Below are 16,648 nucleotides of genomic sequence, written 5' to 3'. Positions count from 1 at the left end.
CCAGCATCCCGCGACGGGGAGACGCGCGGGTTCGGGGCAGCCAGGCTGAAAAGCCGAGCCGGCCCCGCGAAACCTTGGGAGGAATACCATGACTTATTCGTTTGCGGAGGCCGTTGGCACGGCCCGCCGCCTGATGACCTGTGCCACTGCGGCGGCTGTATTGGCCACCGCCGGCGCCCCGCAGCTCTGGGCGCAGGATGCCGCGCCGGTCACCATCGGCTATGCCATTTCCAAGTCGGGCCCGAACGCGGGCGGCGCCGACATGACCGTGACGCCGAACTATGAACTTTGGGTCGAGGAAGTGAACGCCGCCGGCGGCTTGCGGATGCCGGACGGCAGCCAGCGCCCGATCGAGGTGATCGCCTATGACGACCGCTCCTCGGCCGAAGAGGTGGTGCGCGCGGTGGAACGCCTCGCCACCCAGGACGAGGTGGATTTCATTCTGCCGCCCTGGGGCACCGGTTTCAACCTCGCGGTTGCGCCGCTGATGGCCAAATTTGGCTATCCGCATCTGGCCGGCGCGGCAGTCACCGACAAGGCGTCCGATTTCGTCAAACGCTGGGACAGCAGCTTCTGGTTCATGGGCGGCAGCGTCGACTATGTCGCCGCCTTCACCGAGATCCTGGTGGCAGAGCGTGAGGCCGACCGGATCAACGACAAGATCGCGATGATCTCGGTTGGCGACGGGTTTGGCATCGATCTGGTCAAAGCGGCCCGCCCCAGCTTTGAGGCGGCCGGGTTCGACATCAGCTATGACAAGACCTTTCCGCCGGAGACATCCGATTTTTCCACCATGCTGAGCGAGGCCTCCAACTCCGAGGCCGACACTTTTGTCGCCTTCAGCTATCCGCCGCACACCTTTGCGCTGACCAAACAGGCCAAGGTGGCCAGCTACAGCCCGCCGGTGTTCTACCTCGGTGTGGGCGCCGGTTTCCCGGTCTATCCCGGCATCGCGGGCGGATCGGTCGAGGGCGTCATGAGCCTGGGCGGCATCGACCCTGACAACGCGCTGAACGCAGCCTATCGCGCCAAGCACGAAGAGGTTGTCGGACGTGCACCGGATTACTGGGGCTCCGTGTTGATCTATGCGTCGCTGCAGATGCTGGCACAGACCATCGAACGCGTCGGGCTCGACAAAGAAGCGGTGGCACAGGAACTCTCGACCGGCACCTTCTCCACGGTTCTGGGCGAAGAAACCCGGCTGGAAAACAACCAGCTGCGGGCGATCAACTGGGTTGGTCAGTGGCAGAACGGCCAGTTCGTGGCGGTCTCCGCCGAGGGCGGCCCCGGCACCAAGCCCGTCAGCCTGCCGAAACCCGCCTGGGAGTGATCCCGCACCTCGTGCATTGACCTTTTCAGGTCGCTACCGGAGCGCGGCGCCACGTGCCGCCGCCTCCACCCTACTTGAACAAGACCGGATCTTTCATGCTTGAACACGTCGTCAACGGGCTCGTGCTCGGCGGCACCTATGCGCTTGTCGCCATGGGGCTGACCATCCAGTACGGCATCGCGCGGATCATGAACCTCAGTTTCGGGGACACGATCATCGCTGCCTGCTTTGCCACTTATGTTTTATTCTCTGCCTTCTCGATCAGCCCGCTCCTGGCGCTGTTGATCCTTGTGCCCGCCGGCTATGGCTTCAGCCTGGTGATCTACAAGGTCATCATGAAGCCGCTGGTGGCCCGCGCCCCGGACGAAGGCGCGCTGGAGGTGGACAGTATCCTTGTCACCTTTGGTCTGCTCTTTGTGCTGCAGGGCGTGCTCTTGACCCTCTTTGGCGGCGGCTACAACAGCTACAGCTTCCTCAACACGCCCGTGAACCTGCTGGGCACGGTGGTGGCGGGCAACCGGTTGCTTGCGCTGGTGCTGAGCCTGCTGATCGGCGCGGTGCTGGTGCTGACGCTATATCGCACCCGTTGGGGTATGGTGCTGCGGGCGGTGGCCCTCGCGCCACAAAGCGCGCCGTTGTTCGGCATCGACACGGATCGCGCCGCCCGCACCGCCTTTGCCATCGGTGGGGCCATGGCCGCGACCGGCGGCGTGGTGGTGTCGATGTTCCAGACCTTTACCGCAACCGCCGGCGTGGTCTTTACCATGAAGGCGCTGATCGTGGTGATCCTCGGGGGCAAGGGCAGCGTGCCGGGCGCCATCGTTGCCGGGTTACTGCTCGGCCTCGTTGAGACTTTCGTTGCCGCCTATATCGACCCCGGCCTGACCCTGGCGGCGGTCTATACCGTCTTTCTGTTGCTGCTGCTGGTGCGGCCCAACGGCATTTTTGGAAAGGCATGACGATGAAGACATCTTTTGCATTCGCGCTGGCGGGCCTGGCTCTCGTTGTGCTGGCTCTGGCGCCGCTGGTCCTGCCTGATTACTGGACCGGCGTTCTGCTGGGCATGACCGGCTATGTGACGCTGGCCACGGCCTGGGCGCTCTTTTCCGGCCCCACCCGCTATGTCTCGCTCGCCACGGTCGCCTTTTTCGGCGTCGGCGCCTATACGGTGGCGGTCCTGAACGAGGTCATGCCCTATCCGCTGGTGCTGTTGTGTGCCGCCGGGATCGGCATGACAATGGCGCTGTTGGTGGGGCTTTCTACCCTGCGCCTCGCCGGGGTCTATTTCGTGATTTTCACCTTTGGCCTGGCCGAGCTGGTGCGCCAGACCGTCAGCTGGTGGGAGGTCAACGTCACCTACACCATGGGGCGCTATGTGTTTCTTCCCTTTGAGGGGCGGCATATCTACTGGCAGCTGCTGGTCCTTGCTGCCGTGACGCTGCTGATCTCCTGGGCGATCGGACGGTCGCGGATCGGTCTCGCGCTCAAGGCGCTGGGCGATGACGAAACGGTCGCCGCCCATGCCGGGGTCGACGTCACCCGGATCAAGCTGCTGCTCTTTGTGATCTCGGCCACGATCATCACCCTTGTCGGGGCCATTCAGGCGCCGCGCTGGACCTATATCGAACCATCGATCGTGTTCAATCCCACCGTCAGCTTCATGACCCTGATCATGGCCTTGCTGGGCGGGGCGATGCGGCTCTGGGGGCCGCTTGTGGGGGCAGTGCCGCTGTTCTTGTTGTTTGAATGGCTTTCTGTCAGTTTCCCGGATCATTTCTCGATCATCCTGGGGCTGCTCTTCATTCTCATCGTCTTTGTCATGCCCAATGGGGTGCTGGCCAAGTTCGACGATCTGCGCAAAGGAAATCGGGCATGAGCGCGCAGCTGAAAATCACCAATCTGCATAAACGGTTCGGCGGCCTCGTGGCGGTCAAGGATGTCAGTTTCAACCTGCACCCCGGCGAGGTGGTCGGGCTGCTGGGGCCAAACGGGTCGGGCAAGACCACGGTCATGAACATGATCTCGGGCGCGCTGACCTGCGACGCCGGCCGGGTGAACGTCAATGGCGTCGATCTGACCCGGATGAAACCGCACCGGGTCGCGAAACACGGGGTGGCACGGACGTTCCAGCTGGTGCGCCCGCTGCCGACGCTCAGCGTTGCCGAGAACGTGCTTTTGTCGCTGGCCTTCGGTCGCAAGCGGCACTGGGGCCGCGAGGCCCGCGATCTGGTCGAGGAAAAGCTGGCCTTTGTCGGTCTGGCCGGGCGCGGCGACGAACAGGTCGGCAACCTGACCTACATCGACCAGAAACGCATGGAAATGGCGCGGGCGCTGGCCTCGGAGCCGTCGCTTTTGCTGCTGGATGAATGGCTGGCCGGTCTCAACCCGTCCGAGCTGCGCATCGGCATCGACCTGGTGCAGCATTTGCAGGGGCAGGGGATGACCGTGCTGCTGGTGGAACACATCATGGAGGCGGTGCGCGCCCTGTGTTCGCGCTGCATCGTGATGAGCGCGGGCGAGGTGATCGCCGAAGGCCCCTCGGCCGAAGTGCTCGACCAGCCCGTTGTGATCAAGGCCTATCTGGGGGATGACCATGCTTGAACTGGAGAATATGACCGTTCGCTACGGCAAGCATCTGGCCGTGGACCAGGTCGGCTTTTCCGTCGCCCCGGGCGAGATCGTGGTGGCGCTGGGCGCCAATGGGGCCGGCAAATCCTCGCTGTTGAAGGCGATGGCCGGCATGGTGCGACCAGAAGCGGGCGCGGTGCTGCGGTTGCACGGCAAACCTCTGACCGGATTGCCCGCGCATGAGGTCACCAACGCCGGGATCGCCCTGGTGCCCGAGGGACGCGGCGTCGTGGGCCGCATGACTGTCGAGGAAAACCTGCGCCTTGGCGCCACCCCGGCCCGCGCCCGCGCCCGCGAAGAAGAGACCCTGGCCCGGGTCTTTGACATCTTCCCACGGCTGGCGGAACGGCGGAGCCAATGGGTGCGCACCATGTCCGGGGGCGAACAGCAGATGGTCGCCGTGGGGCGGGCGATGATGTCCTGCCCGGATGTCCTGCTGCTGGATGAACCAAGCCTCGGCCTTGCGCCCATTCTCGTCGGTGACCTCTTTCGCGCGCTGGCGCGGGTGCGGGACACAGGCGTGGGCCTGCTGATCGTCGAGCAAAACGTGCGCATCAGCCTGCGCCACGCGGATCGCGGCTATTTGCTGGAGGCGGGGCGGATCACAGGCTCCGGCACCTCGGATGAATTGATGAAAGACAACGCCGTCAGACAGGCCTTTCTGGGTGGCGACAAGTAAATGGAGAAAAACATGAACGTTTTGGACCTGTTGATCGAGGGCGAAAAAGTACCGGCCGAACGAGGCCGGACCTTCACCCGCAAGAACCCGCTGACCGGAGGCCTCGCGACAGAGGCGGCAGCCGCGTCGGTCGAGGATGCAAACCGCGCCGCAGATGCCGCCGCGCGGGCCTTTCCCGAATGGTCGGGCACATCCCCGGCAGAGCGTCGCCGGCTTCTCATGGCGGCGGCTGACAACCTGGAGGCCAGCCGCGAGGCGATCGCCCTGGCGATGGCAGAAGAGCTGGGCGCGACTGCGGCCTGGGCCGGGTTCAACGTGATGCTGGCGGCCGGCATGCTGCGCGAGGCCGGCGCGATGACCACCATGATCAAGGGCGAGATCATCCCCTCCAACCGGCCCGGCTCCATGGCCATGGCGATCCGCCAGCCCGCCGGGGTGGTTCTGTCGATGGCGCCCTGGAACGCGCCGGTGATCCTCGGGGTGCGCTCTCTGGCGATGCCGCTGGCCTGCGGCAATACGGTGGTGATGAAATCCTCCGAACTGTCGCCCCGCACCCATGCGCTGATTGTCGAGGCGATCCAGGGCGCGGGCCTGCCCAAAGGGGTGCTCAACGTCATCTCCAACGCCCCCGATGACGCCAGCCAGATCGTCGAGACGCTGATCCGCCATTCCGCCGTGCGGCGGGTGAATTTTACCGGCTCCAACTGCGTCGGGCGCATCATTGCCAAACTGGCGGCGGAGAACCTGAAACCGGCCCTGCTGGAACTGGGGGGCAAGGCGCCGATGATCGTGCTGGACGATGCCGATCTGGATGCCGCCGTCGCCGCCGCCGCCTTTGGTGCCTATATGAACCAGGGTCAGATCTGCATGTCGACCGAACGTCTGGTGGTGCATGAGGCCATCGCCGATGAATTTGTCGCAAAGCTGGCCGAAAAGGTCCGCAGCCTGACAGTTGGTGACCCGCGCGAGGGCACGACATCGCTTGGTTGCGTGGTCGACAAGGGCGCTGTGGACCGGATCATGGCCCTTGTCCGCGACGCCGAGGAAAAAGGCGCCAGCATCGTGGCAGGCGGTCATGCGGACGGCGTGCTGATGGAGGCGACCCTGATCGACAATGTGACGCCCTCGATGCGGATCTACGCCGAAGAGAGCTTTGGCCCGACCGCATCCGTGGTGCGGGTCGGCAGCATCGACGAGGCGGTCCGCGTCGCCAACGACACTGAATATGGCCTCTCCGCCAGCATCTTTGGCCGCGACACCGTCCGGGCGATGAATGTCGCCAAACGGATCGAAAGCGGCATCTGCCACATCAATGGCCCGACGGTGCATGACGAGGCACAGATGCCCTTTGGCGGCGTAAAAGAGTCCGGCTATGGCCGCTTCGGGGGCACCGCCGCGATCGAGGAGTTCACCACGCTGCGCTGGATCACGGTCCAGGACGGCCAGCCGCACTACCCGATCTGATGGGGGCTTCCATGTTCAACCTGGACGCAAAGGTCTGCGTCATCACCGGCGGCGCCGGCTCGCTTGGCCTGGCCACTGCACGCCTCCTGTGGGAACAAGGCGCCCGGCTGGCGCTGTTCGATCTCGACCAGGACGCGCTGGACCAGGCGGTGCAGGACAGCTTTGGCGACCGGGCCGGAGAGGTCCTGGCGCTGGCGGTCGATGTGTCGGACGAGGCTCAGGTCAAGGCGGCGCTGGAGCGGACCGTGGCGCATTTCGGCGGCCTCGATGTGCTGTTTTCCAACGCCGGGATCTTTGGCACCGTTGCCCCGATCGAGGACTATCCGACGGATGTCTTCGACAGCGTCCTGTCGGTGCATGTGCGCGGCGGGTTCCTGATGGCAAAACATGCGGTGCCACATATGCGGACGGGGGGCAGCATCGTCTTTACCTCCAGCGTGGCGGCCACGCGCGGCGATCCGGGTGTTTACGCCTATATCACCGCCAAACATGCCCAGACGGGCCTGATGCGGGTGCTGGCCAAGGATCTGGCGCCGCGCGGCATTCGGGTCAATGCCATCGCGCCCGGCCCGCTCGACAACGGGTTTCAAAAGCGGGTCGAAGATGGCCTGGGTGAAACCCTCGGTCGGGATGGCACCGCGTTCTTCAACGACCTGATCCCGATGGGGCGTCATGGCCGTGTCGAGGAGATCGCCGCCGCCGTGCTGTTTCTTGCCTCGGCGCAATCCGGGTTTACCACCGGCCATCTTTTGATGGCCGATGGCGGCATGTCTGTCTGATCCTACCGGAAGAGGCGCTCGATATAATCGGCGCCGATTCCGGTGTGGTCATAATGGGCTTTGCACATCTCGATATATTGGTGGACGTCGAAATAGCCGTCCGGCTCGCCGTCCTCATCCAGCCAGATCAGCGGGCCGGTGACCTTGAAATGCACTTTCATCGGGTCCTCATGCGCATAGGCCACCAGCGTGTGGCCCTCGCCCGGCGTCTCGTAGACGAAATCGCCCGCCGTGGCGATCCAGTCATGTTCCAGGTACCCCCATTTGCCCGAGATCGTATAGGCAAAGACCTCATGCGGATGGTAGTGCCGGTTCACCAGCCCCGGTCCGGTGGCCATCAAAATGTCGCACCACTGGTTCTTTGACGGCGAGATCCAGAGCGGTTTGGAAAACACCGTCTCCGTGAAAGGCACGTAATAGCGCATGTCGTCATCTGCGACATTGGGCAGATAGACCTCCGGTTGCGCATCCGGCTGGAATACTTTGGTGATCGGTTTGAGATCACGCCAGAATTCATCTCCTGTCTCAGTCTTCGGCTCTGTCATTGTCGGCTCCTCTCCTCCTTACGGTGCGTTGTCCTCGGGTCTGCCGGGGTGTGGTCCGCTCATGCCTGCGCCAGCGCCGCTGCGGCCTCCATCAGCTTGACCGTGGCGTTTTGGATGAACGCATCGTCCAGACGGCCCAAGGTGCCGAAGGCCGACAGCGTCAGAACAGTGCGGCCGTCGCGGCGGACCGGCACGGAGACGGCGGCGATGTCGGGTTCATTGTCGCCCCGGTTTCGGGCAAAGCCTTGCGCGCGCACCGCGTCGAGCTGCAGGGCCAGCGCCTGCACCCCCTCGGGGTCGATCCCCTGGGCCACGGCCCAGCTTTGCCGCGCGCGGGGGGCCATATCCGCGAGAAACAGCTTGCCCTGTGCGGTGGGCAGCATGGGCAAGGTGGTGCCAATGCGGATGTTCACCGAAATCGGCCGCTGCGCCTGTGAAACCGCGACGCAGATCGGGCCGCGCGGGGTGTAGCGGCAGGCCATCACCGACTCGTTCAGCTCTTGTCGCAAGTGGTCCAGAGTGGCCTGCAACGCGCGCGGCAACGGCGCCAGATCATCGGCCATCTGCCCCAGTCGCGACAGGCGCGGGCCGGGCGCAAAGATCCCCCGGCGGACCGTCGACAGCACGCCCGCGCTCTCAAGGGTGACCAGAAACCGATGCGCGGTGGCATATGAAATCTGCAACTCCCGCGCCACGATCTCTGCCGACAGCTCGGGTCGCTCGGCGCTGAACAGGTCCAGCGTGTCAAAGGCCTTGATGACGGAATGGTTGATCGGTGTCGCCATGCTTTGCCTCTTCGGGATCGGGATTGACATGAATTTGCCAACTCGTATCAATATTTACAAATAGAATCTTTGTATGTGATTTTTAAATGGAGCCTGGCGATATGAGCGACGCAACTTCAATCACGGCTGGCGGTGCGATCTTTGGCAAGCTCAAGGCCCTGGGCGTCGATTATGTCTTTGCCAATTCCGGCACGGATTTCCCGCCCATCATCGAAGGCCTGTTGGAGGCCCGCCGGGCGGGGCTGGATCTGCCGGTGCCGGTGACCGTGCCGCATGAACATGCGGCGGTGTCCATGGCGCATGGGGTCTGGCAAGTGACGGGGCGGCCGCAGGCGGTGCTCTTGCATACCAACGTCGGCCTTGCGAATGGGGCGACGGCCACGATCAATGCCTGGTGCGATCAGGTTCCGATGATCGTGATGTCGGGGCGCACCCCGGTGACCGAACATTCGCGTTTTGGCGCGCGCACCGTTCCCATCGGCTGGGGGCAGGAGATGTTCGACCAGGAGGCGCTGATCCGCGAGACCACAAAGTGGCATTATGAACTGCGCTTCGCCGACCAGATTTCCGACCTGATGGACCGGGCCTGGGCCATCGCCAATTCCACCCCAAAGGGTCCCGTTTACCTGAGCCTGCCGCGCGAAGTCCTGTGCGAGCCCTGTCCCGGCGCCGGGCTGGATGCCCCCTCGCGGATGACCCCTGTGGTGACCGGCCCCGACCCGGAGGCGCTGGCCCAGGCGGCCGCGGCACTGGTGGCGGCCGAAAATCCGCTTATCATCGCGCAGCGCGGCGCAGGTGGCGCGGCCGGGTTTGCGGCGCTGCAAACGCTCTGCCAGACCCATGCGCTGCCGCTGTCGCACTACTGGTCGAACCAGCTGGCCCTGCCGCTGGCGCATCCGATGCAGGTGGGGGCTGATCCCGGTCCCTGGCTGGCAGAGGCCGATGTGGTGCTGGTTCTGGACGCGTTGGCGCCATGGTTTCCCGACAAGACCCAGCTGCGCGACGATGTCTGCGTCATTCAGGCCGGTCCCGATCCGCTGTTCACCCGCACGCCGGTGCGCAACTTTCAGGCGGATCTGTCCCTGGCCGGACCGGTTGACCGCGTGATCAGGGGGCTCGCCCGGGAAATGGCCGCTGTGGCCGGCGACGGTGCGCGGCTTGGCGCGCGTCGGGCGCGGATCACCGCGGCATCGGAGCGGACACGGGCGCAGGTAACCGCCACGGCAGAGGCCGGTTGCGCCGCCCCGATGAGCAAGGACTGGGTCAGCCTCTGTCTGGGGCGCGCGATCCGGGCGCAGGCGGCCAAGGGGCGTCGGGCGACGGTGTTTCACGAATTGGGCTGTCCGCTGTCTCCGCTCGATCTGGACCAGCCGGACAGCTATTTTCAGGAGCCGCATTCCGGCGGGCTGGGCTGGGGGCTGCCCGCGGCCATCGGCGCCCAGATGGCGGACCCGGAGCGGCTGGTCTTTGCCACGATGGGGGATGGCAGCTACATGTTCGCCAACCCCACCGCCTGCCATCAGGTGGCCGAGGCGCATGAGGTCCCGGTCATTGTTCTGGTGCTCAACAACGAGGAATGGGGCGCTGTGCGCCACTCGGTCGAGGGTCTTTATCTGCAGGGCGCGGCGCGCACCGCCAATGAGGTGCCGCTGACGTCGCTCCGTCCCAGCCCGGATTTTACCCGGACAGCCGCCGCCAGCCGCGCCTGGACCGAAACCGTGACCGACGGCGCCGACCTGCCGGCTGCGCTGGAACGCGCGATTGCCGTGGCGGTGTCCGAGCGTCGTCAGGTGCTGCTCAACATTGCCATTGCCCGCAACGCAACACCCTGATTTCGAATGTGAAACCAGCGTGCTTGACCCCGGCCTCGCACCCGGGCCGCGCGGCGTTTCGGCTGCGGGGCGCCGATCCAGGGCGGCGGCGTTAAAAAAAACCGGCTTTCGTTAAATCGTCGCTGGCAGCAAAGCCTTTACCAATACGAAAGGGCCCGCCGGATAGGTCAAAGGTAACGTTTTGGCTGCGCTCTGTGTTCTGCGGGCGCTTGCTTGTGTGTTTCGAGGTGAAAAAATGTTTCGGTTCTCCAATCTAAATCTGGCCAAAAAACTGTCGCTGATGATTGCCATTCCGGCGGTGGTGGTTGTGATTGCCCTTGGAGCGCTGGACCTCTTTCAGTTGACCAAGTCGCTCGATGAAGAACACGAAACGACCTACTCCAGTTTTGTCCATGGGCGCAGTGATGCGCTGGAACAGTGGCTGGAAGGGGTGCAGGGCGACGTGCTTGCGCTGACCTCCAGCTATGCGATCACCACCGCGCTCAAGGATTTCAACGCCGCCTGGCAGGGCTACGAGGGGTCGGTCAGCGCCGACCTGCGCTCCCTTTATATTGCCGAGAACCCGCACCCCTTGGGGCAGAAGGACGAATTGCTCGATGCCTCTGATGGGTCGGCATGGTCGGCGGCGCACCAGCTGCATCATGTCGGCTTGCGCTCCTACCAGCGGGCAAGGGGGTACTATGACCTTTTCCTCTTCGATATGCAGGGGAACCTGGTCTATTCGGTGTTCAAGGAAGATGACTTCGGCCTGAATTTTGTTGACGGGGCCTATGCGGACAGTGGCCTGGGCGAGGTGTTTCAGGCCGGGCAGGCGCTGGATGCGGGTGCGTTTCACATGACCGACATTGCCCCCTACGGGCCAAGCGCCGGCGCCGCAGCCATGTTCATGTCGGCGCCGATTTTTGAGGGCGCGGAGCGTATTGGCGTGGTTGCTGTTCAGGTGCCGATGGATGTCATGACACGGGTCCTGTCGGATGCGGAAATTCTGGGCGAAACCGGCGAAGTCTATCTGGTGGACGCAACCGGCAAGGTTCTGACCAACTCGCGTCACGAGGGGGGCTTCGTGGCGCTGGACCAGCTGCCGGAACGGCCGCATGTTCAGTCCGCCCTGAACGGTGAAAGCACCTATTTCCCGACCGCGGTCGGGGTGACAGGGGCGGTGTCCACTGCAATGACCGAAAGCGTCGTTGTACCGGGGGGCGACCGCTGGGGGCTGATTTTTGAAAAGGACCGTGCCGAAACGATGCAGATCGTGCGCAAGGCGATGGTCGTGAAGGCTGTCGAGCTTGCGATTGCGGTGGTTTTGCTGGCGCTTTTGTCCTGGCTTGCGGCGCGCAGTGTGGCCCGGCGCATCGGGCGATTGTCGACAGAAATCGGCGAGTTGGCGCAACAGAAGTACGAGCGCGAAATTCCGGATCAGGCCTGCCAGGATGAAATCGGCTTCATTTCGCGAATGTTGGCCAGTCTGCAGAACTGCCTGCGGCAGGGGGCGGAGGCGCAGGCGCGCGAAAAAGTGGTGCTGGAAAACAATGCCCAGGTCGTCCGCATCCTGAGCGAGGCGCTGATGGATCTCGCAAGAGGAGATTTTCGCAACCAGCTTACGGACCATTTCCCGGAAGAGCACAAGAAACTGCGCTACAGTCTCAACGATGCGATGGATGGCCTGAACGAGGTGGTGCTGAACGTCAGCGATACGGCCGAGGGCATCAATCGTGGCGCCTATGAAATCAGCGTTTCGGCGGATGAGCTGTCCTCCCGGACCGAAAGCCAGGCCGCCACCCTGGAACAGACCGCTGCGGCCCTGGAACAGGTGACGGTCAGCGTCAAATCGGCCACCGAACATGTGCAGACGGTTGAAGACACCGTGAACACCGCACGCAGCAAGGCCGAGGAAAGCAGCGAGATCGTCCGGGCGACCATTCAGGCCATGAGCGGGATCGAGCAATCTTCGGAGCAGATCAGCCAGATCATCAGCGTCATCGACGACATCGCATTCCAGACCAACCTTCTGGCGCTGAATGCCGGTGTCGAAGCCGCGCGTGCGGGCGAGGCGGGTCGCGGTTTCGCCGTTGTTGCCTCCGAAGTGCGCGGTCTGGCGCAACGGTCCTCTGATGCCGCGCTGGAAATCAAGGCGCTGATCGAGAAGAGCGGCCAGCAGGTCGGCAAGGGGGTCGAGATGGTCGGACGGACCGGCGACGCCCTGACCATGATCGCGGATCAGGTCAAGGATATCTCCGGGCTGATCAAGCAGATTTCCCAATCCTCGCAAGAGCAGTCCACGGCGTTGAGCGAAATCAGCACCGGCATGTCGCAGCTGGATCAGGTCACTCAAAGCAATGCGGCGATGGTCGAAGAAAACACCGCCGCCTGCCATTTGCTGCGCACAGATGCGCAGAAGCTGTCGCAGTTCGTCGGCCGGTTCAAAACGCAGGACAGCAGACCTATAGCAGGCGACGCGCAGCCGGCCCTTGAGGTATCCAATATAAAGGAATCCTCTTCCGCTGTTGCGGATGTTCCTGTCGTCATAGCGGATGATAATGGCGTTATAGCGGAAGACTGGCCGGAACCCGAAGCCAGCGCCGCAGAAATAGATTGGGACGATGCGGCGGAGGACAGCTTTGCCAAGCCCGCCAAAGCTGCCGCCGCCAATGACAAGTGGACCGATTTCTGAGCCACGCCGTCTGGCAGAGGGGGCAGGGACGGCGGCAAGCCTTCCGCCTCATTGGCACCATCGCCGGTGTCAGTTCGACGCGCCGGGCACAGGGCATCCGATAGGTCGAGAACAGACCGAAGGACAGCCACTGATCCGCGCGCTCCCGCAGCTGTGCCCGACCGCAAGACCCATCGTCGTTTGTCAGTCCGGGTCGCCTGACAGGCCGGCCTGTCAATCCCGCCTGTCAGCCCGGCGAGGCGGCGCAACGATCCTGCGGTTTGGTGTGGCAGCATCCGTGCCACTTAATGGCACATCCCCTGTGTAGTTCTAGGGCCTTGCCCTGTTCCGGCTAGCATGCGGGCCGATGTCGTCCAGATGTGGCCCCAACAGCCAGAACTCGGCATCGGTGCCAGCAACAGGAGAGCCCGCATGTCCGTTCGTTTCTTTTCGTCAAAACATCGGCCGGTGCATCTGGGACCGTTCCCTCTGGAGCGGCTCAAACGTGTGGCGCAGGCTGACATGGCGGATGTCCCCCCGTCCAAGGTATTGAATTTTCGCCGCCCGGACCGCCCTGCCAGCATCGTCAATGCCATGTGCGAATATCAGGCCATGATGGATGCAATCCGGGATGGGTTGGTGAACGGCGCGCGCGCCGATGTGCCCGAGGACCTGCAAGAGCGCTCTGATCATCTCAAGGCGTTTGGATATTTCGCCGATGCCGCGATGGTGGGCATTGGGCCGATGACACAAGCGGCACGGCTGGACACGCCCTGGCGCAATCCTGATATCGACCGTCTGGCGGACGATCTGAAGACGCGCCAGACCAAGACGCTGGCCTCCGGGATCGACATGATCATGGCCGACCTGAAAGACGCCTTGCAAGCGCCGCCGACCACGATTGGGGCGCATAAACATGCCATCGTGTTCCTTTATGAAATGCCCCGCGATCCAGGCCCGGAGGAGCCGGGCTGCGACTGGATCGAGGGGGCCGAAGCACATCGGGCCTGCCTGCGCAGTGCAGAGATAGCCGTGGTTCTGGCCAACTACATCCGCCTGCTTGGCTGGGACGCCAAGGCCCATACCGGGACCTCCTCGGATGTGGATCTGAACCGTCTGGCGGTCGCTGCCGGCCTGGTCCGGGTCGAGGAGGGGGCGTTGGTGGCGCCCTACCTTGGCACAGGTTTCGGACTGGCGGTGGTCACCACCGACCTGGACCTGGCCGAGGACCGCCCGCTGGCGCCACTGTCGGAACAACCTGGCCACAAGGGGCGCGATGCGCGCTGGTGGGTCGGGGCAGGGGCGCCCCGGTCGGCCCTGAACGGAGATCCCTTTCGCAAACGGGCCTTTCGTGATGGGCCGCATCCGTTTGAAACCCTGAAACGGGTGGACCAGCCAACGACATATATAGACGAGGCCCGCGTCGCGCGGGTGCCGAAACGCACCGACATGTTTGCCCGGGCGCAGTTCGGTGACATGGGCAAGACCAATCAGAAGGCTGCGACCGGCGGCTATTATGCCCGCAAGGCTGCGCCCTCGATGGCGCAGCGGCGCATGCTCGGGGCGTTTGTTCTGTTGCAGGATGGCGCGCCCGCGCCAGGCCCGCGCCCAACCGACGCCCGGCGCAATGCCGATCTGATCAAGGCGACCTCTTACTGGCTGGGCATTGATGCTGTCGGGATCAGCCGCTGCCCGGACTGGACCTGGTACAGTCATGACGCCACTGGCGCGCCGATCGTGCCAGACCATCCACAGGCGATTTCGATGATTGTCGACCAGGGGTTTGACACCACTGAAGGCACTTCCGGGGATGACTGGATCGCGGTGGCGCAATCCATGCGCGCCTACCTGCGGTTCTCGTTGCTGGGCGGTGTGATGGCCAAACAGATCCGCAACCTCGGCTACAAGGCTAAGGCTCATACGGTGATGGACGGCGAAGTTTTGCAGCCACCGCTGTTGTTGCTGTCGGGGTTGGGAGAGGTCTCGCGCATTGGCGAGGTGATCCTCAATCCGTTCCTTGGCCCACGGTTGAAATCGGGCGTTGTCACCACCGATATGCCGCTGAGCCATGACAGGCCGATTGATTTCGGCCTGCAGCGGTTTTGCGAGAGCTGCAACAAATGCGCCCGCGAATGTCCCTCGGGCGCGATCACCGCCGGACCAAAGCTGATGTTCAACGGCTATGAGATCTGGAAATCGGACAGCCAGAAGTGCACGACCTATCGCATCACAACGCCGGGCGGCGCCATGTGTGGCCGCTGCATGAAGACCTGCCCCTGGAACCTCGAAGGGATCTTTGCCGAAAAACCCTTTCGCTGGGTTGCGATGAATATCCCCAAGGCCGCCCCGGCGCTGGCGCGGCTTGACGATGCACTGGGTCACGGGGAGATGAACCCGGCCAAGAAATGGTGGTGGGATCTGGAACTGCAGGAGGATGGGGCCTATCGGCCGACGCGCCACCCGGTGAATGCCCGTGCCCTGCAGACAGACCTTGATTTGCGATACGAGGACCAGACGCTGGCGGTCTACCCGGCAAACCTGGCGCCGCATCCCTATCCCTATCCCTTTCCGATGGACCGCGAAGCCGGCATCAAAGCCTATCAGACGATGATCCCCGCCGAGGATTACAAAACCCGCCGCAGCCGGGGCGAAAGCGGCGCCTGGGATCACATCTATACCAGCGACAGTGAAAGCCCGGTGCTGGAGGTGCGCGTCAGCAAGGTGGAGGAGATGGCGACGGGGATCGCCAAGTACGAATTTCAGGCCGCAGATGGCGGCCCCTTGCCCGAATGGACCGCTGGCGCGCATCTCGACATCGTGGTGGCGCCGGAATTCCTTCGGCAATATTCCATGTCCGGGGACCCGGCGGACCGAATGACCTATCAGATCGGCGTCCTGCGCGAAGAAACCGGGCGGGGCGGCTCCAGGCTCCTGCACCGGATCTTTGCCGAGGGCCGCCGGATTTATATCTCCCGCCCGATTAATCACTTTCCGCTGGACGAAACGGCGACAAAAACCTTTCTGATGGGCGGCGGCATCGGGGTCACACCGATGATCGCCATGGCGCATCGCCTGCATGCCTTGGGCAAACCCTTTGCGTTTCACTACTCGATCAAGTCCCGTGACCAGGGCGGTTATCTCGCCGATCTGGCGCGCATGCCCTGGGCGGACCGGGTCCAGTTGCATGTGTCGGCCGAAGGGACGCGCGCGGATCTGGCCGCGGTCTTTGAGGGCTATCAGCCGGGATGGCATGTCTACACCTGCGGTGCTGCGCCCTACATGGAGGCCGTGATCGCGGCCGCAACTGATGCTGGTTTCCCCGAAACCGCCCGTCACCTTGAGTATTTCTCGGTTCCCGAACAGCCCGCCTATGAAAACCATCCCTTTTCATTGCGACTTGCGCGGTCGGGGCGGCAGATCCCGGTCCGGGCCGACCAGTCGGCAACGGATGCATTGGCAGATCACGGAATCAACATCGACGTGAAATGCGCCGATGGCATTTGTGGGGTCTGCAAATGTGGCCTTGTGTCTGGCACGGCGGAGCATCGGGACTTCGTGCTGTCGAATGCCCAGCGAAAGGAGGCGATCATCTTGTGCCAGTCCCGCGCGGCGGAACCGGATGGGGTCCTGGAAGTCGACCTGTGATCCGTTCGATGGTCTGAAACCCGAGAGTCGTCCCTGACACAGCCCGGTTGAGTCGCCGCTGCTGCGGCAGGCGACTCGCCTTTTGTGGGTTTACACTTGTGTATTGCGGGCCGGCAGCCACCATATCTTGATGTCGCACGGATCCTCCAAGGCCGCCGGTCGCTACGGATCAGGGCAGTGGGGCGAAAACTGCCCGCGCAATGCATTGTTTTTCATCAGTTTTACAGATGGGGAGCGGTTTTTTACAGAAACGTCAAAAAAGGGGTTGCGGGTCTTGGTTGGTGGGCTTAGAACCCCCTTCACCGGCGGCG

The 16,648-nt window shown here is 63.5% G+C and carries 12 protein-coding genes; 10 read left to right on the top strand and 2 right to left on the bottom strand.

The features are described from left to right. The first annotated feature begins 88 nt into the window (after window positions 1–88). The 7 genes from TRIHO_RS14740 to TRIHO_RS14710 all read left to right on the top strand — a co-directional run bounded on the left by TRIHO_RS14740 (window position 89) and on the right by TRIHO_RS14710 (window position 6,880). On the top strand, window positions 89–1,330 hold the full coding sequence (locus tag TRIHO_RS14740) for an amino acid ABC transporter substrate-binding protein (protein ID WP_068245250.1): 1,242 nt from the start codon (window positions 89–91) through the stop codon (window positions 1,328–1,330). A gap of 95 nt (window positions 1,331–1,425) precedes the next feature. Continuing rightward, window positions 1,426–2,289: a branched-chain amino acid ABC transporter permease gene (locus tag TRIHO_RS14735; protein ID WP_068245247.1), complete on the top strand. Its 864-nt coding sequence runs from the start codon at window positions 1,426–1,428 to the stop codon at window positions 2,287–2,289. A gap of 2 nt (window positions 2,290–2,291) precedes the next feature. Then, window positions 2,292–3,206, top strand: a complete 915-nt coding sequence (locus tag TRIHO_RS14730; RefSeq protein WP_106406194.1) for a branched-chain amino acid ABC transporter permease — start codon at window positions 2,292–2,294, stop codon at window positions 3,204–3,206. Next, a complete protein-coding gene (locus TRIHO_RS14725) occupies window positions 3,203–3,931 on the top strand; it encodes an ABC transporter ATP-binding protein (protein WP_068245241.1) in 729 nt (242 codons plus the stop codon). Before TRIHO_RS14730 ends, TRIHO_RS14725 begins: the two co-directional genes overlap by 4 nt. Then, window positions 3,918–4,637, top strand: coding sequence for an ABC transporter ATP-binding protein (locus TRIHO_RS14720; RefSeq protein WP_232367794.1), 720 nt, complete (start codon window positions 3,918–3,920; stop codon window positions 4,635–4,637). Before TRIHO_RS14725 ends, TRIHO_RS14720 begins: the two co-directional genes overlap by 14 nt. A gap of 12 nt (window positions 4,638–4,649) precedes the next feature. Continuing rightward, a complete protein-coding gene (locus tag TRIHO_RS14715; protein ID WP_068245423.1) occupies window positions 4,650–6,101 on the top strand; it encodes an aldehyde dehydrogenase in 1,452 nt (483 codons plus the stop codon). An 11-nt stretch (window positions 6,102–6,112) separates the two neighbouring features. Next, a complete protein-coding gene (locus TRIHO_RS14710; protein ID WP_068245421.1) occupies window positions 6,113–6,880 on the top strand; it encodes an SDR family NAD(P)-dependent oxidoreductase in 768 nt (255 codons plus the stop codon). A 2-nt stretch (window positions 6,881–6,882) separates the two neighbouring features. Here TRIHO_RS14710 and TRIHO_RS14705 read toward each other — a convergent pair whose 3' ends face one another. After that, window positions 6,883–7,425 (bottom strand): 2,4'-dihydroxyacetophenone dioxygenase family protein, encoded by a 543-nt coding sequence (locus TRIHO_RS14705; protein ID WP_068245238.1) that lies wholly within the window; start codon window positions 7,423–7,425, stop codon window positions 6,883–6,885. 59 nt (window positions 7,426–7,484) lie between these two features. Continuing rightward, window positions 7,485–8,210, bottom strand: coding sequence for an IclR family transcriptional regulator (locus tag TRIHO_RS14700; RefSeq protein WP_068245234.1), 726 nt, complete (start codon window positions 8,208–8,210; stop codon window positions 7,485–7,487). A gap of 101 nt (window positions 8,211–8,311) precedes the next feature. Between TRIHO_RS14700 and TRIHO_RS14695 the strand changes: the two genes are divergently transcribed. From TRIHO_RS14695 to TRIHO_RS14685, 3 genes are all read left to right on the top strand, one after another. Continuing rightward, a complete protein-coding gene (locus TRIHO_RS14695; RefSeq protein WP_068245231.1) occupies window positions 8,312–10,042 on the top strand; it encodes a thiamine pyrophosphate-requiring protein in 1,731 nt (576 codons plus the stop codon). 235 nt (window positions 10,043–10,277) lie between these two features. Beyond that, window positions 10,278–12,713 (top strand): methyl-accepting chemotaxis protein, encoded by a 2,436-nt coding sequence (locus TRIHO_RS14690; protein ID WP_068245227.1) that lies wholly within the window; start codon window positions 10,278–10,280, stop codon window positions 12,711–12,713. Between the two features lie 411 nt (window positions 12,714–13,124). Next, window positions 13,125–16,337 carry a 2Fe-2S iron-sulfur cluster-binding protein gene (locus TRIHO_RS14685; RefSeq protein ID WP_068245224.1) on the top strand — a complete coding sequence of 1,071 codons (3,213 nt, stop codon included), beginning with the start codon at window positions 13,125–13,127 and terminating at the stop codon, window positions 16,335–16,337. Window positions 16,338–16,648: the final 311 nt, after the last annotated feature.

Origin of the sequence: Tritonibacter horizontis (genome assembly GCF_001518015.1) — a bacterium.
Lineage (GTDB): Bacteria > Pseudomonadota > Alphaproteobacteria > Rhodobacterales > Rhodobacteraceae > Epibacterium > Epibacterium horizontis.
The sequence above is the reverse complement of the archived record's forward strand: the minus strand, read 5'-3'. Positions and strand labels throughout refer to the sequence as shown.

Coding starts and splice junctions, on each gene's coding strand:
- TRIHO_RS14740 (WP_068245250.1), top strand. CDS start 89: ATGACTTATTCGTTTGCGGAGGCCGTTGGCACGGCCCGCCGCCTGATG.
- TRIHO_RS14735 (WP_068245247.1), top strand. CDS start 1,426: ATGCTTGAACACGTCGTCAACGGGCTCGTGCTCGGCGGCACCTATGCG.
- TRIHO_RS14730 (WP_106406194.1), top strand. CDS start 2,292: ATGAAGACATCTTTTGCATTCGCGCTGGCGGGCCTGGCTCTCGTTGTG.
- TRIHO_RS14725 (WP_068245241.1), top strand. CDS start 3,203: ATGAGCGCGCAGCTGAAAATCACCAATCTGCATAAACGGTTCGGCGGC.
- TRIHO_RS14720 (WP_232367794.1), top strand. CDS start 3,918: ATGACCATGCTTGAACTGGAGAATATGACCGTTCGCTACGGCAAGCAT.
- TRIHO_RS14715 (WP_068245423.1), top strand. CDS start 4,650: ATGAACGTTTTGGACCTGTTGATCGAGGGCGAAAAAGTACCGGCCGAA.
- TRIHO_RS14710 (WP_068245421.1), top strand. CDS start 6,113: ATGTTCAACCTGGACGCAAAGGTCTGCGTCATCACCGGCGGCGCCGGC.
- TRIHO_RS14705 (WP_068245238.1), bottom strand. CDS start 7,425: ATGACAGAGCCGAAGACTGAGACAGGAGATGAATTCTGGCGTGATCTC.
- TRIHO_RS14700 (WP_068245234.1), bottom strand. CDS start 8,210: ATGGCGACACCGATCAACCATTCCGTCATCAAGGCCTTTGACACGCTG.
- TRIHO_RS14695 (WP_068245231.1), top strand. CDS start 8,312: ATGAGCGACGCAACTTCAATCACGGCTGGCGGTGCGATCTTTGGCAAG.
- TRIHO_RS14690 (WP_068245227.1), top strand. CDS start 10,278: ATGTTTCGGTTCTCCAATCTAAATCTGGCCAAAAAACTGTCGCTGATG.
- TRIHO_RS14685 (WP_068245224.1), top strand. CDS start 13,125: ATGTCCGTTCGTTTCTTTTCGTCAAAACATCGGCCGGTGCATCTGGGA.